At 46.8% G+C, this 26,646-nt stretch carries 17 protein-coding genes; 9 read left to right on the top strand and 8 right to left on the bottom strand.

Going from position 1 to position 26,646, the window contains the following annotated elements:
• Positions 1–16: 16 nt before the first annotated feature.
• From dnaE to ggt, 6 genes are all read right to left on the bottom strand, one after another.
• Positions 17–3,736 (bottom strand): DNA polymerase III subunit alpha, encoded by a 3,720-nt coding sequence (dnaE, locus tag Q0895_RS00085; RefSeq protein WP_299184542.1) that lies wholly within the window; start codon positions 3,734–3,736, stop codon positions 17–19.
• Between the two features lie 318 nt (positions 3,737–4,054).
• Entirely contained in the window at positions 4,055–5,302 is a 1,248-nt protein-coding gene (locus Q0895_RS00080) for an FAD-binding oxidoreductase (RefSeq protein WP_299184541.1), read from the bottom strand.
• A 183-nt stretch (positions 5,303–5,485) separates the two neighbouring features.
• The gene (glcF, locus tag Q0895_RS00075; RefSeq protein WP_299184540.1) at positions 5,486–6,697 is read right to left on the bottom strand and encodes a glycolate oxidase subunit GlcF; all 1,212 of its coding nucleotides are present in this window, start codon (positions 6,695–6,697) and stop codon (positions 5,486–5,488) included.
• Between the two features lie 12 nt (positions 6,698–6,709).
• The gene (gene glcE / locus Q0895_RS00070; protein WP_299184538.1) at positions 6,710–7,768 is read right to left on the bottom strand and encodes a glycolate oxidase subunit GlcE; all 1,059 of its coding nucleotides are present in this window, start codon (positions 7,766–7,768) and stop codon (positions 6,710–6,712) included.
• A complete protein-coding gene (locus tag Q0895_RS00065; protein WP_299184536.1) occupies positions 7,765–9,246 on the bottom strand; it encodes an FAD-linked oxidase C-terminal domain-containing protein in 1,482 nt (493 codons plus the stop codon). Before Q0895_RS00065 ends, glcE begins: the two co-directional genes overlap by 4 nt.
• Before the next feature lie 53 nt (positions 9,247–9,299).
• Positions 9,300–11,264, bottom strand: a complete 1,965-nt coding sequence (gene ggt, locus Q0895_RS00060; protein ID WP_299184535.1) for a gamma-glutamyltransferase — start codon at positions 11,262–11,264, stop codon at positions 9,300–9,302.
• Between the two features lie 466 nt (positions 11,265–11,730).
• Between ggt and Q0895_RS00055 the strand changes: the two genes are divergently transcribed.
• Both Q0895_RS00055 and Q0895_RS00050 read left to right on the top strand, forming a co-directional pair.
• On the top strand, positions 11,731–13,440 hold the full coding sequence (locus Q0895_RS00055; RefSeq protein WP_299184533.1) for a hypothetical protein: 1,710 nt from the start codon (positions 11,731–11,733) through the stop codon (positions 13,438–13,440).
• 216 nt (positions 13,441–13,656) lie between these two features.
• Positions 13,657–15,282, top strand: coding sequence for a hypothetical protein (locus tag Q0895_RS00050; RefSeq protein ID WP_299184531.1), 1,626 nt, complete (start codon positions 13,657–13,659; stop codon positions 15,280–15,282).
• 91 nt (positions 15,283–15,373) lie between these two features.
• On the opposite strand, the gene Q0895_RS00045 is transcribed toward Q0895_RS00050, so the two are convergent.
• Complete coding sequence (locus Q0895_RS00045; protein ID WP_299184529.1) at positions 15,374–15,928, bottom strand: Spy/CpxP family protein refolding chaperone; 555 nt, start codon at positions 15,926–15,928, stop codon at positions 15,374–15,376.
• A gap of 217 nt (positions 15,929–16,145) precedes the next feature.
• On the opposite strand from Q0895_RS00045, the gene Q0895_RS00040 reads away from it, so the two are divergent.
• Positions 16,146–16,841, top strand: a complete 696-nt coding sequence (locus Q0895_RS00040) for a response regulator transcription factor (protein WP_299184527.1) — start codon at positions 16,146–16,148, stop codon at positions 16,839–16,841.
• Positions 16,841–18,421 (top strand): ATP-binding protein, encoded by a 1,581-nt coding sequence (locus Q0895_RS00035; protein ID WP_299184525.1) that lies wholly within the window; start codon positions 16,841–16,843, stop codon positions 18,419–18,421. Before Q0895_RS00040 ends, Q0895_RS00035 begins: the two co-directional genes overlap by 1 nt.
• Positions 18,422–18,493: 72 nt before the next feature.
• Here the strand turns inward: Q0895_RS00035 and Q0895_RS00030 are convergent, their stop codons facing one another.
• Complete coding sequence (locus tag Q0895_RS00030; RefSeq protein ID WP_299184523.1) at positions 18,494–19,150, bottom strand: hypothetical protein; 657 nt, start codon at positions 19,148–19,150, stop codon at positions 18,494–18,496.
• Between the two features lie 261 nt (positions 19,151–19,411).
• On the opposite strand from Q0895_RS00030, the gene Q0895_RS00025 reads away from it, so the two are divergent.
• From Q0895_RS00025 to Q0895_RS00005, 5 genes are all read left to right on the top strand, one after another.
• Complete coding sequence (locus Q0895_RS00025; RefSeq protein ID WP_299184522.1) at positions 19,412–20,563, top strand: acyl-CoA dehydrogenase family protein; 1,152 nt, start codon at positions 19,412–19,414, stop codon at positions 20,561–20,563.
• A 61-nt stretch (positions 20,564–20,624) separates the two neighbouring features.
• Positions 20,625–21,830 carry an acetyl-CoA C-acetyltransferase gene (locus Q0895_RS00020; protein ID WP_299185311.1) on the top strand — a complete coding sequence of 402 codons (1,206 nt, stop codon included), beginning with the start codon at positions 20,625–20,627 and terminating at the stop codon, positions 21,828–21,830.
• A gap of 54 nt (positions 21,831–21,884) precedes the next feature.
• Entirely contained in the window at positions 21,885–24,071 is a 2,187-nt protein-coding gene (locus Q0895_RS00015) for a 3-hydroxyacyl-CoA dehydrogenase NAD-binding domain-containing protein (RefSeq protein ID WP_299184521.1), read from the top strand.
• 49 nt (positions 24,072–24,120) lie between these two features.
• A complete protein-coding gene (locus Q0895_RS00010) occupies positions 24,121–25,176 on the top strand; it encodes a CaiB/BaiF CoA-transferase family protein (protein WP_299184519.1) in 1,056 nt (351 codons plus the stop codon).
• A 139-nt stretch (positions 25,177–25,315) separates the two neighbouring features.
• Positions 25,316–26,383, top strand: coding sequence for a maleylacetate reductase (locus Q0895_RS00005; RefSeq protein WP_299184517.1), 1,068 nt, complete (start codon positions 25,316–25,318; stop codon positions 26,381–26,383).
• Positions 26,384–26,646 lie beyond the last annotated feature (263 nt).

The following is a 26,646-nucleotide window of genomic DNA, read 5'->3' as shown; positions in this document are numbered from 1 at the left end:
GTCTATATTTATAGTATTAACTATAATGAAAATGCAGGTTGTCTTCAGTTACCATGCTCTTTAACTGTTGTAAATTGTCGTCGTTAGGATAGACGCGCCAGTGTTCAGACAGCCCTACATTAGCAATAGCATAACTTTCATAAATGCTCAAGCCAAGTGGTAAGCAATTATCATTGATTGAGTCGTCTGTATTACTCAGAACGCCATCAGCATAGATTTGGCTGCTTCCATTATTGAGCAGAGTGTCTTGCTGCATATCATTTTCTAACGCCAACAAATCATTGCCATCTTCATCATACAAGCTGCCACCCATCGCAGGATCGTATGAGCCACTGTTTATATCGCCGCCTTGCTCGTCTTCTTGATGATGGCTTAGGCTGGGCGCGGGAATAATGTCAGCTTGGGCGGATTTGAGCAGTGGCTGTAAACGGGAGAGCAAACGCGTGTCACTACCGTGGATTTTAATACTGATTTTTTTGAGCCAACGCAGGCGTGCATCAACCATACTCATAGCGTTATCAAGACGAGCAAACAGTCGCCCGTCACGCTCCCGGATACTGCCTTTGATGATGACCACTTCATCTACCTTGAGCTGGTCTTTGACGCGATTAAAACGCTCGGCATAGCAGCTGACCTCCAGTCGTGAGGTGCCATCATCTAAGGTAATCACATTTCGGTTGCCAAAATTGGCAATATCGATAATAAGTCCTGCAAAGTAGCAGCTGCCGTTGTAGCCTGTGTCTGTGAGCTTATCAAGGCGAGCGCCAGAGGTATAGCGTTTTAATTCATCCAAGTATTCATTGATAGGGTGCCCAGTCAGGTATAGCCCTAGTGTGTTTTTTTCTGCTTTGAGGCGGTGCTTGTCACCCCAGATAAGTTCTGGCGTCATTTTGAGCGGTGGAGCGGCGACCACACCGTCCATCTCACCAAACAAGTCCATCATGCCAAGCTCATTGTTTTGGCGGTCTTGCTCAGCGGCTTGTACAGCACTTGGCAACTGACTCATCAAGGCACCGCGAATCTCATAGGCGGCATCGCTTGGCAAATCAGGACGCAGCGTCGCGGCAAAGTCATCAAAGCAGCCAGCACTAACCAGCGCCTCAAGCGTACGTTTATTGACTTTTTTGATATCGACACGGCGGCAGAAGTCATATAAGTCTTTAAACGGCCCACCGCGGCGACGCGCATCGACGATAGACTCAACTGCACCTTCACCCACGCCTTTGATCGCACCTAAACCATAAATGATATTGGTCGGCGTATCAGCGACAAAGTGCCATTCACTGCGATTGACAGATGGATTGTCTACAGTCAATCCGAAGTTTTCACGGCAGTCATTGATAAAGAACACCACGTTATCAGTGTTGTTCATATCGGATGTCAGTACCGCGGCCATAAACTCGGCAGGGTAGTACTGCTTGAGATAAGCGGTCTGATAAGCGAGCACGCCATAAGCGGCGGAGTGCGAGCGGTTAAAACCGTAACCGGCAAACTTCTCCATCAAGTCAAAGACGCCGCCTGACGTTGCTTCATCGATGCCTTGCGCGGTGGCACCAGTGACAAAGATATCGCGCTGCTTGGCCATCTCTTCGGGCTTTTTCTTACCCATGGCGCGGCGTAGCATATCCGCGCCGCCCAAGCTATAGCCTGCCATGACCTGCGAGATTTGCATGACTTGTTCTTGATAGACAATAACGCCGTTGGTGTTCTCGAGGATCGGCTCAAGATTGGGATGGTCATAGATGACTTCCTCGCGGCCGTGCTTTCGGTCGATATACATCTCTACCATGCCAGCATCGAGCGGGCCTGGGCGATAGAGCGCACACATGGCGATGACGTCTTCGATATTGGTTGGTTGCAGCTTGGCCAAATATTTTTTCATGCCCATACTTTCTAGCTGAAAGACGGCTGTGGTTTTGGCCTCTTGCAAGAGCTTGTAGGCTTTTTTATCATCTAGCGGTAAGTCTTCTAATACGAGCGCATCTAAGCCCTCGCGTGCGCGGCGTCGGTTGATGTTTTCGACTGCAGCGTTGATGACGGTTAAGTTACGCAGACCCAAAAAGTCAAATTTTACCAGACCGACGTCTTCGACATCATCTTTATCAAACTGGCTGACACGGTGACCATCATCATCGCAGTAAATGGCGCTAAAGTCAGTGATTTTGTGCGGGGCGATCAGGACGCCGCCAGCATGTTTACCGACGTTGCGGCACACGCCTTCTAATTTGACTGCCATCTCCCAAATCTCGATGGCATCTTCATAATCCATATTATCAGGGTTGGAGATTAAGTCTTTGAGCTGCGGTTCTTGCTCGAGTGCTTGAGACAGCGTAATCCCTGGGGTCTTTGGAATCAATTTAGAGATTTTATTGGCCAAAAAGTACGACTTGCTTTGTACCCGCGCCACATCACGTACCACCGCTTTTGCCGCCATGGTACCAAAGGTGATAATCTGTGAGACCGCTTCACGGCCGTAAGTTTGCGCCACATAATCGATGACGCGGTCACGACCTTCGATACAAAAATCAATATCGAAATCGGGCATGGAGACACGTTCAGGGTTTAAGAAGCGCTCGAACAATAGGTCATAATGAATGGGGTCGAGGTCAGTAATATTGAGCGCATAAGCGACTAGTGAGCCGGCACCAGAGCCACGACCTGGCCCCACAGGCACGCCATTGGCTTTGGCCCAGCGGATAAAGTCCATAACGATTAAAAAGTAACCAGGAAAGCCCATGGATAAGATGATATCAAGCTCATATTCTAGGCGCTCATCGTACTGCTGACGAAAGTCGCTCCAGCTCTCGTCACGCTCTTCCACAGGAAAAAGCTTGTCCAATCGATGATCAAGACCGCGTTGCGACTCTGCCCGAAAAAAAGACTCAATGGTCTCGCCCTCTGGCACAGGAAAGTCAGGCAACACGTTGATGCCAAGGGTCAAGGTCACATTACAGCGGGTTGCTAAGCGTAAGGTGTTGTCAACTACCTGCGGAATATCAGCAAACAGCTGTGCCATTTGTTCTTGGGTTTTTAGATACTGCTCATCTGAATATAGGCGCGGACGGTTGGGATCAGCCAGTACGTAGGAGCCTGCAATACAAACGCGGGCTTCGTGAGCATCGAAGTCTTCTTGCTCTAAAAAACGCACATCGTTGTGCGCGACAAGGGGTAGATGATGCTTAGCACCAGAGTGGATAGCGGCTTTGATAAAAGCATCTTCGCCTGAGCGATTGGTGCGCTTGATCGCAAAATACAGGCGGTCGGCAAAATGCGTTTGCCACTCAGCGATCAGTTCATCGGCCTTTTCTGGCATAGAGCCGACTAGCGCATGGCCGACGTCTGATTTTTCGCCGAACAAGACAATAACGCCAGCAGCGTGCTCTAGGATATGGCGGCGTTTGATGACAGGCATGCCGTGGTTGTCAGGATCAGCGCGGCCTTCGGTAAAGCCAAGCGAGACGATGCGCGTGATGTTTTGATAGCCTTCGTTATCCATGGCCAGCAGCGTCAGTCTCGTATCTTCATCATCCATGATAACTTCGCTGCCGATGATAGGCTTGATACCAGCGCCTAAGCAAGCACGATAAAACTTCACTGTAGCATAAAGGTTGGAGAGATCAGTCAACGCCAATGCGCGCTGATTGTCAGCAGCAGCGGCTTTGATAAGCGGCTTGATGCGCACGATAGAATCGGTAATCGAATATTCGCTGTGAATGCCAAGGTGTACAAATGCCATAGAGGACTCTTACTAGTGCGGTCAACAAAATAGATTTTATTATAAAGATACTAAAGGGTTTTTAGAGGGTGTTTAGGCCATAAAAGCCTTCGCTGCAAGTGCTAAATTGAGCAGAACATAATAGCATTATTTGCTGCAGACAGCCACTGATTAAGCTACTAGGTGTTATAAGAGAAAGACTGAAATTGGTTTCTAGATTTGCAAAAACTCTTTGATATGATATTGATATAAAGGAACTTTCTATGTCGGCGAAGAATATAATAAAGGTTTAATGTTTTGCTTCGTCTTTGCCTATTTTATCATGTTTTAGCAAGCTACTTATCTGAACCGGGCAAGCTGATAAGGTCTGGGGTCGATAGTATGACTTTCATCAAAATAGTATTCGGCAATCATTTTTGCACTGACAACAGCTTGTGTTAAGCCTAAATGCTGATGGCCAAAGTTTAAAAACACACGCTCAATCTTATCTATAACAGGGAGAGAGTCAGAGGTTGATGGACGAAAGCCCATCCATGGCACATTATCGTTGGAATTTAAGGGAGCCTTTAGCATGGGCTGTGCATGCTGTAAGAATATGTGCGCCCGTTGCATATTGGCAGGAGCTTCCAGTCCTGCATATTCTACTGTGCCCGCCAAACGTAAACCCTCCTGCATCGGTGTCATCACGATGCGCCGATCTAGACTGGTTACGGGAGTCTGTATACGTTTGCTTTCATGAGGTAACATCAAATGATAACCACGTTCGGTATCTAAAGGAACATTGACCCCCGTTAATTGTTTAGCCAAGGCTTTTGAATGAGCACCTGCCGATAACATCACTTTGGAGGCGATGATATCACCTTGATTGGTCTTCAAGCGAATACCATCTACATCAGTGTGCGCTTCAAGGACCCGGCAATGTTCAATAATCTCACCACCAAGGTGTCTAAAAGTACTGCTAAGCTGATTGATTATCGCTGTTAAATTAGTGATATGTCCTGTGTTTGGAAAAAATAACGCTGCTAATTGATTATCTTGTAAGGCGGGCTCATGTTCTAAGAGTAGCTCTTTGGTCAGTAGTTCATTCGTGACACCAACATCGTTAAGACGCTTGCCTTGGGTCATAAGCAGATCAATGCCACTTGTTTTTTCAGTGGTTAATAACGAACCTTTTACCTCTATCCAATCGTCTAGTTGCCACTGGTTAGCAAAGTCTAGCCAAGCTTGTAGGCAATTGTCGTTTAAGCTTAACAAGGCTTGATGAATTCTCTCGAAAGGCTTAGAGCGCATATTCAGTAGTAACTGAATGGCCCAAGGCATCAAACGAGGCAGATAACGCCAGTCTATGCGTAGCGGTCCTGTTGGGTTCAATAACATGGCTGGAATATGACGGAGCATGCTGGCATCAGCTATCGGAAACACATGCTCTGGTGCGATATGTCCGGCATTGCCGAATGATGCACCTTGTCCAACTTCATTTGCCTCCAGCAATGCTACTTTTACTCCTCGTGCTTGTAATGTCACTGCAGTCGCAAGCCCAATAATACCGCCACCAATAATGTGTAAGTCAAAGTTTGAAGTAATCATAAAACGCTCGATAGTATAGTGTTTATGCATTCAGTTTAAAGAAGCTTGACTGGTTGATGCCATAAATGTTAACTGACTAAAACTAATATACTAAGCTTAGAAAATGTCCAGAGAATTTAGCTACTTTTATCTTCTTTTGTAAATAAAGATACTCAACTTAATCACCTATTGCCGTAAATCTAACTACTGCGGATCCAACAATTCAATCCAATGCTTCACCGGTAAGCTTGATCGGCTACTTAAGTGTAGTTGGCAACCTATATTAGCGGTCACTATCTGTTCTGGATGACCAATCGTCAAGTCCGCAAGCTTATTGGTTAGTAACTGCTGGCTAAGCTCAGGCTGCAGTATCGAGTAGGTTCCAGCAGAGCCGCAGCATAAATGCTTGTCTTTAGTAGGCGTGAGCTCAACACCGGCTTGCTGCAATATCTGTTCAACTAAGCCGCTGAGCTTCTGAGCATGTTGTAATGAGCAAGGGCAGTGTACGGCTGTTTTGCGCCCTTTATCTTGTAATTGTAGCTGACTCAAATCCTCTTTAATCAACACTTCTCCTAAATCATAAGCAAGCTCGCTAACCCGTTTGGCTTTGGCAGAATAAGCACTATCGTGGCGTAGTTTTTCGCCATAGTCTTTAACCATCGAGCCGCAGCCTGAGGCGCTAATAACAATAGCTTCTACACCGTCTTCAATATAAGGCCACCAAGCATCGATATTGCGCCGCATGAAAGCCAGCCCTTCTTCATGGGCTGGCATGTGATAACTGATGGCACCGCAGCAACCAGCTTTAGGCGCGCTAAACAAGCTAATGCCTAATTTGTCGAGTACGCGAGCAGCCACAATATTGGTATTTGGAGTCGCTGATGGTTGCGCGCATCCTGCCAATACTAACATTCGGCGTGTATGCTGCTGGGTCGGAAAAGCGCGCTTGATTTGTTTGGTGGGTACTTGTTGCTTTAAATCATGAGGCAAAAAGGATCGAAACAGTTGTCCCAAGCGTAATAAAGGCCCGAAGCGATTGGGATATGGCAAGATGTGACGTATCAACCAGCGCAGCATCTTTTGCTGAAGCGGCCGCTCAAGTTGCTCCTCCATGATGCCGCGGCCTATTTCCGCCAAGCGGCCGTACTTTACGCCAGAAGGGCAAGTCGTTTCGCAACTACGACAGGTCAGACAACGGTCTAGATGCGTTTGCGATTTTTCACTAATGTCACCGGTCTCAAGGAGCTGTTTGACTAAATAAATACGTCCACGTGGGCCATCTCTCTCGTCGCCCAATTCCTGATAAGTGGGACAGGTGGCATTGCAAAATCCACAGTGTACGCAGCTGCGTAAGATAGCATCTGCTTCCTTGATTTCCGGATGATCCAGATACTTTACATTGATTTGGGTACGCATAATGTTTTCCTATTACATCCAACTATAGAGACGACCTGGATTGAAAATACCCATCGGATCAAAAGCATGTTTGAGCCGTTGATGCAGCCCGCGCAGCAGCTCGGGTTGGGTGTGAAAAACGTCTAGCTGCCGATCACCACCGCGGTAAAGGCTCACTTGACCGCCCATGCTCTTGGCAAGTGCTTCCAATGATTCAGTGTCGTAATCTCCGCGTAGCCAGCGTTGGCTGCCGCCCCAATCTAGCAGCCACTCTCTATCTGGCAATACATGCTCAGCACTACTATTGACCGAAAACCGCCACACAGGCATATGACCTGTAAAATAATCTAACTGCTGCTCGCGTAGCTGTGTCCATAGATTATCACCATCTTCTAATACCACACCTTGCCACTGCTTAACAGTGCTCTCAACGGCACTACGGGCGCCCTCTAAACGTAGATAAAGATGATTGTCAAACCAACAAGCGGCTGTCAACGGATTTGGCAGTCCTGCTAAGTGGTTCATCTCTTTAATAGCTTGCGTTGCACTCATTTCACGCTTGAGAGTCGTAGTAGTAGCAGGTTTGGGCATGACCTTTAGGCTGACCTCGCTAATGACTCCTAAAGTCCCCATCGCTCCAGCCTGCATTCTTGAGACATCGTAGCCAGCGACGTTTTTCATCACTTGACCGCCAAAGCGCAGCGCTTCGCCTCGACCATTGATTAGGTGAATACCGAGGACATGATCCCGGACTGACCCATTCCAAGGACGCCCTGGTCCTGATAGATGACACGCGAGCGTGCCACCCAAAGTTGCTTGTCCATTAAATAAGGGCGGCTCAAACGCCAATCTCTGATTATGTTCACTCAAAGCGCTATTAATCTCGGTCAACGATGTGCCAGCTCGTGCGGTCAACACCAATTCAATCGGCTCGTAACTAACAATACCACTGTGCTCAGCAATATTAAGCGGGACGCCTTCAGGCGTGCGACCCATAAAGTCTTTACTACCACCGCCAACTATTTGTAATTTGCTACCATCAGCACCTGCCTGTTTAACTCGCTCGATTATCTCAGCACTTATATCTTTCATGCCGGTGCTCCATGTTGTGGCGGCTGACTCACTGAATCGTCCATTACCTTATTAAGTGCACGATACTCTTGACAATATTTTAGGACAGGAATGCCTTTACCTGGATTGAGCGTGCCGGCAGGGTCAAAAGCAGATTTAATCGCATGAAATTGGCGTAATTCCTGCTCATTAAACTGCACACGCATTTGGCGAATTTTTTCTATACCAACGCCATGCTCACCAGTGATACAGCCGCCTACCTTGACGCAAAGCTCTAAGATACGGGCGCCAAATTCTTCCGTTTTTTCAAGCTCTCCTGGCATATTGGCATCGAATAATATCAGTGGATGCAAGTTACCATCACCAGCATGAAAGACATTGGCTACGCGTAAGTTATAGTGCTCTGAGAGTTTTTGCATTTCAGTCAGTATATGAGCCAGCTGACCACGAGGGATAGTGCCATCCATACAATAGTAATCAGGTGAGATTCGGCCTACCGCTGGAAAAGCACTCTTACGGCCTTTCCATAATAAAGCGCGTTCTGCCTCGCTCTGAGAGGCTCGAGTTGAGGTCGCTCCAAGCTGGGACAAAAGCTGCTCAACTTCAGTAATTTGTTCTTGAACTTCCGCCGCTGTACCATCTAATTCACATAAAAGCAGCGCTTTTGCATCGGTAGGATAACCTGCCTGCGCAAAAGCTTCGGCTGCTATAATAGCGTAGCTATCCATCATCTCAAGCCCAGCTGGAATGATACCTTTGGCAATGATGCCGCCTACCGCATCACCTGCTGTTTGAACATCATCAAAAGCTGCCATAATGACCTGCGCCTTTTCGGGACTGGGTAATAATTTGACCGTCACTTCGGTCACTACACCAAGCAGACCCTCAGAGCCTGTTATCAAGGCCATAAGATCAATGCCGTTACTGTCAAGCCCTTCACTACCAATACTAATTAGCTCACCTTCGACCGTCACCATTTCTACTTTTAATAAGTTATGAGTCGTCAGCCCATATTTTAAGCAGTGTACGCCACCGGAATTTTCAGCGACATTACCGCCTATCGTACAAGCAATCTGTGAGGAGGGATCTGGACCATAATACAAGCCGTGTATGGCCGCCGCCTCACTGATGGCTAAGTTACGTACGCCGGGTTGCAAGCGCGCTGTGCGAGCCAAAGGGTCTATTTCAAGAATGTGCTTAAAACGTGATAGTACTAACAGCACGCTATCGGGATTGGGCATGGCTCCTGCGCAAAGACCTGTGCCTGCCCCGCGAGCTACCACTGGAATCTGATAACGATGGCAAATACGCATGACTTCTTGTACCTGCTCGACCGTATCTGGCAGAACGACTAGCAGCGGCATATCACAATAGACAGACAAACCATCACACTCAAAAGGCTTTTGGGTTTCTTCATCACTGATTACGTATTCAGGCTCAATAAAGGCACGAAACATAGCCACTAATGTGGTTTTTTCAGGTCTTTTACTCTCAATCATACCGCTCTCCTTAGCTAGATTAATGGACTCTAATAACTATTTTGATAGCCAGTTTAATAGCCAACCACTGCCGCATCGACGATACGCGGATCAGAGGAGCCATATACACCATTAGGAGTTAACATAATGGACTGCGTTGAGCCCATTGTCGCTTTGGGACTGACCGTATGTCCCATTGATTCGAGTTTTTTAACGGTATCAATATTAAGTGCCTTTTCAGTACGAATCTCATCCGGCAACCATTGATCATGAATACGCGGTGCGTGCGTGGCTTCAGCGATATTCATATCATGGTCGATAACATTGGAGAGAATTTGAGTAACGGTGGTGATGATGCGGCTACCGCCTGGGCTGCCAGTCACGATATAAGGCTTGTCGTCTTTAAATACCAACGTCGGACTCATCGATGATAGCGGACGCTTGTTCGCTTCTACGCTATTTGCCTCACCGCCTAGTAGCCCATAGCCATTAGGCGTGCCAGGCTTGGCAGAAAAGTCATCCATCTCGTTGTTTAGTAAGATACCCGTGCCGTCTGCAACCAGACCTGTGCCATAAGAGAAGTTCAGCGTATAGGTATTGGCGATCGCATTGCCGTCTTTATCCACGATAGAAAAATGCGTGGTTTGATCGCTCTCGTAGGGTAGTGGGTTGTTGGCTTTAATCGTACTCGCTGGCGTGGCTTTGTTTGGATCAATCAAGGTGCGCAGCTGATCGGCATAGGCTTGAGAAGTAAGGCCGCTCGCTGGCACATCGATAAAGTCTGAGTCGCCCAAATACTCTGCACGGTCAGCATACGCCAGTTGCATTGCTTCCGCCATCAAGTGGATGGTTTGTGCGCTGTTGTGACCATAGTCTTTTAGTGGATAGCCTTCTAAGATGTTAAGTATCTGTACGATGTGGATACCACCAGAGGAGGGCGGCGGCATAGAGACAATCTCATAACCACGGTAATCGCCTTTGACTGGCTCGCGAGCGATAGCCTCATAATTGGCCAAATCTTGCAAGCTCATACTGCCGCCAGCCTCATTTACAGCTTTGACAAGTTTACGAGCCGTCTCACCTTTATAAAAGCCATCAGCACCTTGAGCGGCAATGAGCTTTAGCGAGCGCGCAAGCTCTGGCTGATACAAGCGCTCCCCAGGTTGATACGCGCTGCCATCAGCTTTGAAGAATATTTTTTGGGTGCTGGGCCATTTTTGCAAACGATCGCTTAAAGCTTCTAGTGACTCCGACAAGCCAGCGGTGACTTCTATACCATCTTCAGCCAGTGCGATCGCTGGTGCCATCACTTGCTCGCGGCTCATGGTGCCATGATCTTCTAACGCTTTAAGCAATCCCGCTACTGTCCCCGGCACACCAATGGCCAAGCCATGAAAGCGAGATAAATCACTTACCGCATTGCCTTCCTCATCGAGATACATATCACGTGAGGCGCTGCTTGGTGCTTTTTCGCGGTAATCGAGCGCTACCGTCTTGCCTTGCTTGGCATCATAAATCATCATAAATCCGCCACCGCCGATGTTGCCCGCCCGCGGCAGGGTCACAGCCAACGCAAAGCCAACAGCGACTCCAGCATCAACCGCATTGCCGCCGTCTTTTAGAATCTGTAAGCCAATATCAGAGGCCAGTGCTTCTTGAGTCGCGACCATGCCGTTCTTTGCCCAGACGGGATGATGAATGGCGTCCTCGGAGTAGATAGCTTGGTCGGTTTTTGCTTTGTTCGTTGTGGATGTCAGCGTATTGGTTTTCGCTCGGGTGATGCGCTTGGTTTCAGACAAGACCGTAGGATTGTCCGTCATGATCGCCAGATTGATCGCACTGGTGTTGATTGAGGTGTTATTTATCACATTGGCATCAGTTGGTGTAACTGGTTCAAGCGCGTGAGCAGATATAGAGAGTAACAACGTGCTGCTCATCATCAAAACCGCAGATTTTATAGTTGTTTTACAGGTGGGTTTTTTCTGAGATTTTTGAGAGGAAGAGGTATTGTTATTAAGTTGAGAAGGTAGTTTTTGCATCGCAAAGTCCCTTTTACGAGTAGGTGAGAAATCAGATAAGAGTAATAAAAAGAATGTTTAGATAATTAGATAGTAACGAATATAGCAGCTAGCGCAAACTGTTTGTTAGCTTTTATGTTTTGATATTAATAATTGGTTAAAAGTGATATTGCTAAGAGAGTTTTTCCGATCTAGCTGCTGTTTTAATCCTTAAAGAATTCAAGATTTTCGGAAAACCAATCTTAATATACCAATCGTTATTTTTCGCACAAGTCACTCATTTGTAATCTTTTGTGATATAAATAATAACACTACTAATGTCTGTCTAAATAAAGAGATTTTTATGTCATCAAACCATCTTAATAATGATCGGCAGTGTTGTTCTAGGTCAGTGCCACAGAGCTTAGCTACAAATAACAAAGGCAGTTACGGATACTATTTGTACAAATTTATATGTACAACAAGTTATGCGCTGCTGATGGGTGGTATGTCTGCAGCTCTTTTGGGCTGTCAGACAAGCGCTGGCGTCTCTTCAGGCATGGTATCAGATGCGTTCATCGACTTTGAGGTCGCAGACAGTGCGACAAACCAAGCACAGGGGCGCGTCTTTACTGATCGTTTACAAGCCAGCTCTGCGCGCTATGAGCAACTGTTTGACCAGCAGAGCTATCCCAATACGGAGACTCAAGCAAAGACACGTTTGCTTGCTGCCATTCGTCAGCATCTCGCTAGTGAGCATGTGGCCGTCGCGCAGGCCAATTATCATATGGCATCCTTTATCGATCCAGACAGTATCGATGCTGGCGCGAGCAGTCTGCTAAGAACCATCATCGAAACTTATGCGTATCAAAAAGAGCAGGCGATAGACGACGAGGCGGGTGATTACAATAATGAGTTTGCTGACAGGAGTTTTGCTGACGATGCAGATGAAGCGTTTGCTAATGAAGATGCGGAGTATGGCGCCACTACTAAAGACGGTGGGTTTGTGTCGGGCGTGCCAGATATAAAGCCCAAGGCGTTATTAAAGAGCTATGAAGCCATGCAAGCCGCCAAGCAGCAGCCAGTGGCGAGCGATGACAAACCGATGCCAACTACCGGCGTCATCGGTCAGATGCTTGCTATGTTGCATCGCACACCTGAGCAAATCGCTGCGACCAACGCTTATCAATATCAGCATTTGACATTTAATAGCGTCAGCCAATTCAGGCCCAAACAGCGCCAGCTACATAGCGTCTATAGTTATGACTATGTCAGCCCAACGCTTAGCTCATCCATACAGATACCGCTCGCACTGGATTTTCATGACAGTCGTATCACGGTAGACCCATCGGCCATCATGCCGATTGTGGCGCTGACCAGTCCTGAAAATACCCCGCTGCCTCAGGAGATGGCCTCTCATACGGTCAGCTTTGGTCTGCCTAAGGGCATCACCGAGCAGCTGCCGCCTACGGTATTATATGATGCTGCGCTTGCTGCGATACAGAAGAGTATGGCCGAGCTGGCACCAGAGTATTTCAGCGCCGTTGATATACGTAATGACGCATTTGCCAAAGAAGTGGGAGCCAGCCATGCCGTCAAGCTATATATCGGTAGTAAGCAAGGCGGCGAGCTGGTCGGCAAAATCCTAAAATATATGACCCAGTCACTACAAGAGCATGTCGATGCCAATCCGTCACAGTATCCTGATGGAGCAATGCTAAAAGCTGCACTTGCTAAGGCGCAGCTATACCATAAAGGCTATCAAAGCGCGGATGTCGGCGCACTGCTACAGCTGATTGAAGCGATCGGTCCCATCTCCTTTAATCAAACAAACTACTACTATTTGGATCGCGCAAATCAGCTACTGGCCAAGCAGCAACGGCTAAATGTCGGTAGCGATTTGATGGGTGCGACCACCAGCGTACTCAACCAAGTGCGTTATGATAAAGCCAGCTTTAACGACCATGCGCTCACGCCTTTATTGGCCGAGTCTTTTGGGGCAAATGCCAAGCCTGCCATCGATGGCAACGCGTGGCTTGCGAAGATACGCCAACAAAAAGACAGACTACAAAGCGCTCGTTATGCACGCTATGACTACGAGTATGATGATGAAGATCGTTACGATGTTGATAATACTGATGAAGAGGGTGGCGTTTATGACAGTGGTGATAGTGAGGATTGGGACGACAGCGATGAGGCATTGTATAGTCGATTCTAAATAAAACAGATACATTAGATTTCAACGTGGAACTGGTATAAATTTTTCTGGCGTGCTGTGCCTGCGCTGCTCGATGCTGCATAAAATTCATCCCAGTCCCACTGTATCGTTTTTATACTGAACTCACTATATGACGATGCGACCAAGTATGGCGTCGATAGCAAGCTAGCGGATCAGTAGGTCTGTCTTGTTAAATCTCCCTATTAAGGATAAAAAATGAAAAAACCCCAGCAAACTCATACCAGCCGCCCGCCACGTGCATCTACTATTATCAATGGTCATGCGGTATTTGTCAGCGCGCTTGTCGCAGGAGCGGCGTTATTGACAGGGTGTCAATCGACCAGTCTTGGACAGTCCAATGCTATGACGGCTACCCAAACCTCAGTAGCTGCCAAAACAGCTGTCGCAAGCGCGCTACAAGCGCAGCGTCGCCAGTCCTTTCGTTATCATAGCAACCTTGAGATTAGTAATAAGCAGCAGTTTGACAACATAACGGCTCAAAGCACTGCCAACAATGGTGCTAACAGTCCAATCACCGCTGATGATATCTATCAATACTGCGAAGATACGCATGACGAGGCCTATGCGGCATTATTGGCGCAGGCAGAAGGGCAAAACCAAGATATATCGGCGACAAAATATGACGCTCAGCGTGCGACAATCAAACAATCCTATCTAGCCTGTACGGATGCCTATCAAGCATGGCAAGACAGCCAATACGACAGTGAGGTAAGTGTGCCTGCTGATTACCAAAAGTTGTTTGATAATTATGACGCGCAGCCAACCGCGCAGGGTATCAAAAAAGCAAAGCTACTCGATGCCTATCTACTAAAACCGTTGTCTATCAACGCTCAAGGCGTGTATCAGCCGATGGCGGGCAAAGCAACCATGCTTGCCAGTGCCCAATACCAAGCGCGTAATCATCAAAGCAGCCTCAATCAACCGGTCTATATCGATTTTAAAAACGGTGATATTTATCTATGGGCGGACAATTTTGCGATGATTAACTCAAAGCTGTTGGACGACAAACTTGGCACGACATGGCAAAACAAATGGCTCAAAATCACGCTGGACGATGGCACGTTACCCAAAGGCTTTGGCAAAGCAGTGATCACCCATCATTTTGCCGCGTTAGATGCCGCATTTGCCGCAGCGCCAGCAAGTCAGTTTGAGTACGTCGCGCCCACATCTTTGACTGCGCTATCTCCTAAGCTGCCAGCACACCAGCTACCTGCAATGCTGGCAAGTGAGCAAGTGATCCGCCGTACTCAAAGCGCGGCCAATCATGAGCAGTCATATCAAGATTATATGCGTGGTTTGTATGAACGGATAAGCCAGCAGTATCCAGAGCTTGTCAATGACAGTGCTGATGGTGCTGACAGTGCTTCTGATGTCGCGCCTGACGTTTTTACCAGTAAGGCCTGGGTGCAGCAAGTGCTGACAATAATCAAAAGCAGTATAGACGACACTGATGATACGGTCGCCAGCCGTGCAGTAGATACCGGCTCAGAGACGCCAAACGTGCAAACGCTATACGGCGTTGATAAACGTGACCGTCTCATCTGGCAGCATCTGCGACGTGAGTTTCCTAGCAAGAAAAATAAGTATAAAGGCGTCGTGATGGATGTCATGCAGCAGTATTCTGCTATTCGTCCAAACGACGCCGCATTTCCCAACTTACCAAGCGATGTGCAAGTACCAAATGCGCGCAATAGTGTTGATGCGCGCGAGTATGGTCGTGAGCTGATGCAGTACTATCGCGATGGTAATGGCACGACGATAGGCAAGATGATATTTAAGGCGCTACCGCTGGCGCAAGAGCGTTTGGGCAGTACTGATTAAAAAGTATTGAGCTATCATCAGGATCATACAAAAAAGCGCACCGTTATCACGATGCGCTTTTTTTGAGTGGTGTAGCGGGCAATAATAACTACTACATGCCTTGATGCTGATGCGGTTGGCCATGCATCTCACCGCGCGCAGAGCCATGCTGACCTTTTGTCATTTTTGCCATTCTCTCGTTTTGCAGTTTGGCAAGTTTGGCGCGTTGTTCTGGCGTCAGCACTTGCGCGATGGCGTGCTGGGTCTGAGCATGCTCAATAAAACGCTGTTTGACTTTAGCCGCTTGCTGATCCGCTAGGCGGTTAAGCGCGGCCGTGTTCAACGTGTTGGCAGTGGTCAATGCCTGCATTTGTTGATGCATTTGTGCCCGTTCTGCTTTGTGTTGCTCGCGCTCAGCGTTACGGTCGCCGTGTTTGGCTTCCATGATGGCTTTGATTTGTGCTTGCTGCGTGGCACTCAAGTCCAGCTGTGACAGTGGGCCTCGCATACCGCCTTTGTGCATACCTTCTTTCATGCCGCCTTGATGATGCTTTTGCATTTTGCTGGTGGCAGGTGCGGTATCAGTCGTTGCATTGACACTGGTGCAGGCGGTGACAGCAAATACGCTAGAGGCGGCCAATACTGTGCCCATGAGTAGTTTTTTCATCATACAATCCTTTTATAATTTGAGTAAATAAACAATAAATACCTTATCTTGCCAGTATGGCGATAAGTGCGACAAGTGATTGATAGGTGCTATCTTACGACAGTTAAAGGTTGCAATACTTTATGAAGTATTAAGAAAGGTAACGTTTATGGCGTTATGATAAGTCCATGCCTGATAATATAGGCAACAAAGCGACCTTAGGCTTAAGGAGACAGCAGTGCCAAACATACTAATCGGCGATGATGACGAAGAGTTGACACAGTTATTACAAGAATACTTGCAAAATCATGATATCGATTGTGACTGCGTGCACGATGGTGAAGCGGTCATGCAAAGACTCAAAAACACCAGCACTGCCACCGCTTATGATTTGCTGGTACTCGATATCATGATGCCCAAAATCGATGGGCTCAGTGTGCTGCGGCAACTGCCGGCCATCAGTGATATTCCGGTCATTATGCTGACGGCAAAAGGCGAGGAGATTGATCGTATCATTGGGCTTGAGCTTGGCGCGGATGATTATATTACCAAGCCTTGCAATCCGCGTGAGCTGTTGGCACGTATCAATGCGGTGATAAAACGCACCCGTCTTAGTGCTTCTGATAGTACGTTAGAGCACATGCCGCTACCTGAGAGCCGATTACATTTGGATCAAAACCAGCGACTCTGTCGGATAGACGGGACAGAGCTACAAGTGACAGGCACCGAGTTTGACTTGTTGCTCGCCTTGCTCAAGAAAAAAGGCGAGGTGGTGAGTAAAGCGTGGCTATCAGAGCATGTGTTGCAGCGTGAGCTACAGCCCTTCGACCGCAGCCTTGATGTGCATGTCTCGCGGCTGCGCAAAAAACTCCAACCTTTTCATGATGAGCCGATCAAAGCGATTCGTGGGAAAGGCTATCAGCTGGTACTGTAATGACATATTCCGCAAATACTTCTACCTTTCGACCCAGAATCACGCTGTTTTGGCGGCTGTTTTTGAGTCTGTTGCTGACGATTTTACTCACCTCTATTTTATCCATCGTGGTAGAGCGGATACTGGTCGAAAAAGCGCTGACCGCGCGTATGGAGGCGCAGATTGAGCAGTTGCTGATTAAACGTCAGGAAATGGCTACTGCGTTGCAAGCGGGCGATTTTGCATCAGTCAGGCAGATGTATCGTGAGGATCGGCGGCTGATGAGTCAAATCAGAGTCTATAACGAGCAAGGCGCTATTATCTTTCCGCGTTATCGAGACCAAGCGGACCGTCAAGACGGCAGGCAAGTCATGCCGCGTGCGCCCATGCATCAGTCTATGCATCCGATGTCGTCCATGCCATCAATGCCTGCCATGCCAAATGTAGCCGCCGCACCCGCCCTAGATCATCACCGCTCTGATGATACTGCCAGTATGCCAAACAATACTCGCAATCCTTATTGGCAATCGATGATGTCTCAGCGCACGATAGCAGACCCCGAGACGCGCCCTGAGCTGGCGGATAAGACTGTCGCGCTGCCAGATGGTCAGTCTGTCATTATACAGCTGCGTCCGCACCTGCGTTTTGCTGATGTCGTCGCGCTGCAACGAAATAATTTTTCGGTACGTTTGCTGCTAATTATCCTCTTTAGTGTCTTGGTCTGTATTTGGCTTAGCCGTACCTTGACCCAGCGTATGCGCCGCGTCCAACATGCGGTACATCGCATGATTGCTGGCGATTATCAGGCGGATACCCAGCTGGCAAAAATGGGCGATGATGAGCTGGGTTTACTGGCAAAAGACGTGGCAAAGCTATCAAAGCGGTTGGCAGAGAGTGAGCTGGCGCGCAAGCAGATGCTCAGTGATATCTCGCATGAGCTGCGCTCGCCCTTAGCGCGCCTTGATGTGGCGACCGAGCTGACGCGAGATTTTGCCCCCAATGCCAATCGCTACCTCGACCGTATCGACAAAGAGTCTGCGCGAATGAATGAGCTGATCGAACAAATCATTCATATCCAGTCGCTACAGATGCAGCAATACACCATTGATAACGTAGAAAATGACTGGGTTGATGTTTCTGAGATTATCAGTGAGATTGGACAAGATGTGTGTTTTGAGTTTCAGCACAAAAACATCCATTGGCACTGGCAGCCACCAACCCTACAATCAACGGTAAAGGGCAACCAAGAACAGCTACACAGTGCGCTTGAAAACGTCATTCGTAATGCTTTTATGCACACTGCAGCTGATTCAACAGTTATTGCTGAGATTAAACCAGCAAAGATAGATGGCAAAAAAACAGCCATTCAAATCCGCATCATAGACGAGGGTGGCGGCGTTGCGGATGAAGACTTGCAGCGTATTTTTCAGCCCTTTGTACGGCTAGACTCGGCGCGTCACCGCGACACTGGCGGCTATGGGCTAGGGCTGGCGATCGTCCATGCCGTAATAATGGCACATAAGGGTCAAATCAGTGTCTACAATCGGCAAGATGGTATCCAAGGATTGGTGGTGCAGATAATATTGCCTGCCTATAAATAAGCATTCTATAAATAAGCGTTATTTTATTAGTAAAGTAAAAAGCCATTTGATCAAGTGGCTTTTTGACAGTATCTAATTGAGCGCAATTGTATAGCTCTGCGGTTTGTCTTGCAGGTTGTAAGCTTCAATGGCTTGTAGTTTGAATTCGTTACGGTCATAAAGAGTAGGGTCTTTGGCAGCTCTAGACTCCAGCATATCCATAATAGAATAATAATTCTCATCTGAGAAATCACCAAAGAGATTTTTGGCGATATAGTTTAAATACTTTCTATTATGTCCTTTTATCTCAAACTTTGTATGGTAGTTGTCTTTTTCGCGATCAATAACCAGCGTATCGGTTATCTCTAGCCGCGATGGGCAGTTAAAACAACCTGGAACAAACTGTACGTCTTGAATATCAACTTGGCTGAGCAAATCCTGGGTCTTGGTTGTCTGACTATTATAGTTTACATTGGACGTGGTGGTATATCTGCAGTCTTTATTGTCTATTATTTTAATCTCATTGATTCGATTTTTCTTATCCGTTTTTACGAGCAGGCTACAACCATTAAGTCGGTGATTGGCATATTTGCCTGAGCTTTGCTTTTTTAAACCTAACTGATACTTCTTATTTAGTGTATTTATGCTTTTACCCAAAGAGCTTGGCGTAATAAAGCTTTGATAATCTGCTGCATGGACAGGTATAGAGATAGTAGCGATTAAGCCAGATATTAATAACGTGTTCTTCATAACTTATACCTAAATTTCGAGAGCATTAGCTGACTTAATACAACTGTCAATGAGTGCTCCAAGTCAGCTTTGTGAGCTTGACGTAATTATAGTCAACTTGTTATCTGAATGCTATAACCATAAAAAAGCCCTAATATAGGGTTTTGCGTCGTTATGGAATTAGTGACCTAGTAGTTCATGGGCTTTGGTTTGGCAGGTATTGTATAAACGAGTATATTGAATAAACAAACTACCTAATAACCCAAGACCAAGGATGGATCAATGACTATTGCTTGCTTTAAGCCCAAATGGATGGATGAAGAGATTGAAATGCTGCACGAGAGTGCGCTCAAAGTATTTAGAGATTGGGAGGCACACGATGAGAAGTGGCGTGAAAACGGTATGCTCGATCGGGAAGCTTGGTTAGAAGCGGGCGAGATGGGTTTTTTGTGTGCTTCAATGCCAGAAGAATATGGCGGGGCAGGTGGTGATTTTCGTCATGAAGCCGCGCTGATTTATGCGCAATCAGAAGCCAATCAAGCAGGCTTCGGTGGCTTTTTGCATTCAGGTATCGTCGCCCCTTATATCCTGCATCATGGTACTGAAGAGCAAAAGCAGACGTGGCTACCCAAAATGGCAACGGGTGAGTTAATCGGTGCGATTGCTATGACTGAGCCGGGTACAGGCTCAGATTTGCAAAACATCAAGACCTATGCAGTCAAAGAAGGCGATGATTATATCATCAATGGCTCAAAGACCTTTATTACTAACGGTCAACTGGGTAATTTAATTATTGTTGCTTGCAAAACTGACCGATCTCTTGGCGCTAAAGGCGTATCGCTTATCGTCGTCGAAACCGATAATGCTCCGGGGTTTGAGCGCGGCAAGAAGCTCAAAAAACTTGGAATGGCATCACAAGATACCTCTGAGTTGTTTTTTAATAATATGCGCGTGCCGCAAGCCAATCTGTTGGGTACGGTTGAAGGGTTAGGTTTTACGCAATTAATGCAAGAGCTACCGCAAGAGCGCCTAATCGTAGCGTTGGCAGCGATTGGGGCAATGAAGTTGGCTCTGGACTTAACTATCGACTACACCAAAGAACGCACGGCTTTTGGCAAGCCAGTATGGAGCTTTCAAAATACCCGCTTTAAGCTTGCCGAATGTAACAGTCATTATATTGCCTCAAGTGCCTTGTGTGATGCCGCTATTGAAGCATTGGTCGAAAACAAGCTCACGGTACAGCATGCTGCGTTAATCAAATATTGGGTGACCGAAAAGCAATGCATCGTGATGGATGAGTGCGTCCAGTTATTTGGCGGTTATGGCTATATGATGGAATATCCGATTGCGCGTTTGTACGCTGATGCACGAGTACAGAAAATCTATGGCGGTACTAACGAGATTATGAAAGAGCTGGCGTCACGCTTTATGTAAGCGCCACGTTTTTTAAATTTTCATCAAAACCATTTCATCAAGACTATAAGGACATAGTATGATTCAAACGGCTTATATTTACGATGCCATTCGTACTCCTCGCGGCAAAGGCAAAGCAGGCGGCAGCTTAAATCAAGCAACACCCATTTGGCTGGTACGCACCTTGCTTAATGCCATGCAGCAGCGCAATGATTTAGACACTAGCCTGGTCGACGATGTCGTGCTTGGCTGTGTGACCCCAATCGGCGAACAGGGTGCAGATATCGCTCGTATTGCGGTGCTGGATGCAGGCTGGCATGAAACCGTCGCGGGCGTGACATTGTCGCGTTTTTGCGCATCAGGGCTCGAGTCCATCAACTTGGCGGCGAGTAAAATCATGTCAGGTATGGAAGATATGGTCGTTGCAGGCGGTGTGGAATCAATGAGCCGTGTAAAAATGGGTGCAGATGGCGGTGCTTGGTTTATGGATCCGCGGGTAAATTCTGTGACTGGCTTTGCTCCGCAAGGCGTTGGAGCAGATACCATTGCGACCCTCGAAGGGTTTAGCCGTATGGATGTCGATGCCTTTGCCACCGCGTCGCATCATCGCGCTGCTACAGCATGGCAGGCAAGCTACTATGATAATGCGGTGATACCTGTGCATGATTTGAATGGTCGCTTGCTGCTTGATAAAGATGAAACCATCCGTCCCGATACGACAGTCGGTACTTTATCAGGTCTCAAACCTTCCTTTGCATCGCTTGGTGCGATGGGCTTTGATAGCGTCTTGCTGGATAAATACACCAGCATCGAGCGCATCAATCATGTGCATCATGCGGGTAATTCCTCTGGTATCGTTGATGGCGCTGCGCTTTGTCTTTTGGGGAGCGAGGTTGCGGGTAAAAAAGCAGGATTGCGTCCGCGTGCAAGAGTTATTATGGCGTCGGTTATCGGCTCTGAGCCCTCTATTATGCTGACCGGACCGACACCTGCTTGCCAAAAAGCGCTCAAAAAAGCTGGTATGACGGCAGCCGATATTGATCTATGGGAGATCAACGAAGCCTTCGCTGCGATACCGATGAAGACAGCGAAAGACTTGGGTGTCTCATTAGATAAAGTTAATGTCAATGGTGGCGCTATTGCAATGGGGCATCCGCTAGGAGCTACGGGTGCCATGTTACTCACCACTGTGCTTGAGGAATTAGAGCGTCGTGACCTAAAAACGGCGATGATTACGCTTTGTGTCGGCGGCGGTATGGGCATCGCAACTATCATTGAGCGCGTATAAGCTGTCTGTAAGACGATAATTAAATAATAGGTTTGAATTTAAAAAGGAATAATAATGAGCATGGATTGCACCCAAACGATTAATGAGTTGGCAGATTTTTCTACTAAACGTGATGATGAAGGCATCGTGACTGTCACCATTGATCAAGCCGACCGAAAAATGAATGTGATTGATGATACTTTTAATCAGTCATTTGCAGTATTGGTCGATGCTTTTATAAACGATGAGACGGCTAAAGGGCTTATCTTAACGTCAGGTAAAGAGTCTTTTATCGTTGGCGCAGATATTGACCAGCTTGCGAGTATTCAAACCCACGAGCAAGCGTTTGAATTGGCGGAGTCACTCAAAGCCAGCCTGCGTAAGCTTGAAAAATCTGGCAAACCTATCGTTGCAGCAATGACAGGTTCGGCGCTTGGTGGCGGGTTAGAAATTGCTTTAGGCTGTCATTACCGACTCGCTATTGATTCAGCTAAAACCAAACTTGGATTGCCCGAGGTGAAATTAGGCTTGCTACCTGGCGGCGGTGGTACTCAGCGTCTGATGCGCCTACTCGGTATGCAAAAATCGCTTGAGATGATGACCCAAGGTAAAATTGTAAATGCTAACGCTGCCAAAGAGATTGGATTTATTGATGCGATAGCTAGTGACAAAGACGACATGTTAAACCAAGCTAAAGCATGGATTAAAGCCAACCCCGATGCACAGCAACCGTGGGACAAAAAAGGCTTTAGCATCCCTGGTGGCAATGCGAATCATCCAAAGAATGCGCAAATGCTATCTGTTGCCCCAGCCATGGCGTATCAAAAATCTCACGGCAATTATCCTGCCATTACCCATATCATGTCTTGCTTATTTGAAGGTAGCTTACTTGATATCGATGCTGCCCTTGAGATCGAATCGAGCTACTTTGCCGCTTGCGTGCTGTCGCCTGAATCTAACAATTTAATCACTTCTATGTGGACGCAGCTCAATCAGATTAAAAAAGGACAATCACGTCCTAACAGCTTTGATCGTCAAAAAGTAAATAAGGTTGCGGTACTTGGCGCAGGGATGATGGGTGCTGGGATTGCGTATGTCGCTGCCAAAGCGGGCATCAATGTGGTGCTATTAGACACCAGTATTGAAAATGCTAATAAGGGTAAACAGTATTCAGAAAAACTGTTAGACAAAGCCATCAATCGCGGACGCTCAAACGAGACCAAAAAAGAAGCGTTATTAAGTAAAATTCAAATTACCATATCTTATGATGATATAGAAGGTTGTGATTTAGTCATCGAAGCGGTATTCGAAAACCGCAATATCAAAGCCAAGTGTACTGAGCAAGCAGAAGCCGTCATCGCTGAAACGGTTGTCTATGCGTCTAACACGTCGACCATTCCTATCACGAGCTTAGCCGTCGCAAGTAAACGTCCTTCTCAATTCATCGGGCTGCACTTTTTCTCACCAGTCGATAAGATGCCTTTGGTTGAGATTATCATGGGTGAGCAGACGGATGATACAACCTTAGCAAAAGCTTTTGATTTCGTCTTGCAAATTGGCAAAACGCCTATCGTCGTCAACGACAGTCGCGGCTTTTATACCTCGCGCGTATTTGGCACGTATGTGACAGAAGGCATTGCGATGTTAGGTGAGGGCGTGCATCCTCGTCGAATTGAAGTTGCTGGCCTCAAAGCTGGTATGCCGATGCCACCGCTTGCGCTGCAAGATGAGGTGTCACTTGATTTATCGTTGCGTATCAAAGAACAGACCAAAAAAGATACGAACAGCGAGGGTAGAGAGTGGATCAGTCATCCGGCAGAAGCGGTGCTCAAAGTGATTGCAAAAGACCACGAGCGCTTGGGTAAAAAGGTCGGTAAAGGCTTTTATGATTATTCGCAAAACACAGAGGGCAAGGATGGTAAACAGTTGTGGCCAAAACTTGCTGAGCTATTTCCGCCTGTTGATGAGCAGCCAGATATGCAAGAGCTAATAGATCGCCTGCTATATATACAAGCCAACGAATCGGCGCGTTGTTACGAGGAAAACGTCTTGCGCTCTGTCGCTGAAGGTAATGTAGGCTCTATCTTTGGTTGGGGCTTTGCCCCGCATCAAGGGGGTACGCTACAGTTTATCAATGCAATAGGTATAGAGGATTTCGTTGCGCGTAGTCATGAGCTGGCAGCTAAGTTTGGTGGGCGTTTTGAGCCTGCACAAATTTTGATTGAGATGGCAAAAAAAGGCGAGGTGTTTTCAGATGGCTAATACAGATTTAGTATCGAATAATTCAATACCCAGTACAATGACAGACATAATGTCTGACTGCCTAAATGGTCTTAAAGTTATCGACTTGACGCGTAATTTACCCGGTCCATTCGCGACGCGCTTACTTGCCGATCTAGGCGCAGAAATCGTTAAAATTGAACCAAAAAATGGCGATCCAGGACGTGCATTTGGTGAGTTATTTAAAGCGTTAAACCATGGCAAACATTGCGAAAAGGTAGATTTTCGTAGCAAAGCAGGCATTGAAGCAATCAAAACCCACATCAAAGATGCAGACGTGATGCTTGATAGTTTTCGCCCTGAGGTCCTCGTTGGCATGGGTCTAGACGCTGCTACCCTACATGCTATCAACCCAAAACTGGTGATGGTTTCTATCACAGGCTACGGTATTCCAGAGGCGCTTGATTCTACAGGTAAGTCTTGGGCAGCGAAGGCTGGGCATGACATCAACTTTATGGCAATGAGCGGCACCCTCTATCAGCTAAAAACAGAATCAGGCGATCAAGCCATGCCCAATATGCAATTTGCAGATTTGGCTGGTGGTAGCGATACCGCAGTGATTACCTTATTAGCAGCGGTACTTGCCGCTAAAAATACTGGTCGCGGTCGACACATAGCCGTGAGTATGACGCATAGCTTGTATCAGCATCTGGTCATGCCAAAAGCGACAGCTGATATGATGAAAAATATAAATGGACAACGCCCAGAGCCTCAGAATGACTTCTTGGGTGGATGGTTGCCGTGCTATCGGTTGTACAAAACACAAGATGGTCGCCATATGGCAGTCGGCTCGTTGGAGTTTAAATTTTGGCGATTATTATGCGAAACGTTAGATTTGTCTGAACATATCGATGCTCATTGGCAGCGTGGATTTATGCCAAATACAGCTGAGAGTAAACAAGCTGAGCAAGCAATGATAGACAAGTTTGCTAGTCAAACGATGATGCATTGGGAAGAATTGTTCGCAGATGTTGATGCTTGCGTAACCCCTGTACTTAATTTGACAGAAGCTCAAAGCCATCCACTATTTGCGCATCAAGATGAGCACCAAGCGACTGCCAGCTGGCAGCTTATTGATAGTGTATAAACTTAGTGGAACGTAATTGTTATTTTATTTCAAGCAAACGGTTTTAATCAGCATCAGAAAATCTGGGTTTTAACTTTAAATACTAACAGTATTCCAGTACATCTCAAGCGAGACCTGCTCTTTAAATCAGGACGATATTATGAAAGATTTTCATTACCAAGCTTTACCGCTCGACGTTCATTTTGGGAACGGTAAGTCAGCTGAAGCCAAAGATATACTGATAAATCATGGTTATCGTAACGCTTTAATAATTACGACACCGGGCCAAAAAGAGGCGGGTCAGAAGTTATCGCAGCAACTACAAGAGATCTCAGCAGGCGTGTATCCGCACGCTGTCATGCATGTTCCGGTAGAAGTCGCAGACAAGGCGGTAGAGTTTGTCCGATCAAACGACATTGATTGTTGTCTGGCTTTAGGCGGTGGTTCTACGATTGGACTTGCCAAAGCCATTGCCTTAAAGACGCATTTGCCGATAGTCGCCATACCTACTACTTATGCCGGTAGCGAGATGACGACTATTTATGGCATCACTGAAAACAATCTAAAGACCACTGGAAAGGACATTCACATCCTACCCAAAGTTGTGATTTATGATCCAGAGCTAAACCTAACCTTGCCTGCGCAAATCTCGGCTTGTTCAGGTATGAATGCCATGGCACATGCGGTAGAAGCATTATACGCCGAAGATAAAAACCCAATCGTCAGTCTCATGGCGATTGAGTCTATCAAAGCATTAAAGTTTGCTTTGCCTATAATTGTAAAAGATTTGAGCGATATTTCAGCACGCCAGAAAGCAACCTATGGCGCTTGGCTTGCTGGGGTTTGTCTAGGATCAGTTGGCATGGCCATTCATCATAAGATTTGCCATACTTTGGGTGGCACATATAATCTGCCCCATGCTCAAGCACACGCTGTTACGCTTGCGTATTCGGTGCATTACAATCGTAATGCTGATACGGACGCTATGAATCAATTGGCAGAGGCATTAGGTGTTAATAGCCGTGAAGAGGTTGGTTTAGCAATCTACCGTTTGAATCAATCCTTAGAGATTCCATTGGCATTAAAAGATATTGGTCTACCTAAAGAGGGTCCAGCTGACGTGGCACAAATAATTTGTGATAGTCCTTATTATAATCCTCGTGATTATGACTATAAGGAATTAAAAGAGCTATTGGATAAAGCTTATCAAGGACTACCTCCTGCTTAAAAGTTGCGTGCGAGTTGTCATTTAAAAGCGCTCTTCTACATCTATGAAGAGCGCTTTTGCTTGGTAGGATTTACCTAGTCAAAACGTGCAGCTTTCATCTAGCAACGCTCGATATTCGCTACAAGTCGTCTTCTCATAGCGAAGTAACGGCAAGGCCTTACGATGACTAAAACAATGATTAAAATGGGGGCTGTAGTAGATAAGCACTATGCTAGACTACTTTTATGAAGATAACCCGTTGTAAACTAAGTAAAAAAGTACAG

It is taken from the genome of uncultured Psychrobacter sp. (assembly GCF_947495825.1).
Classification (GTDB): domain Bacteria; phylum Pseudomonadota; class Gammaproteobacteria; order Pseudomonadales; family Moraxellaceae; genus Psychrobacter.
This window is presented reverse-complemented; position numbering and strand designations above follow the sequence as displayed.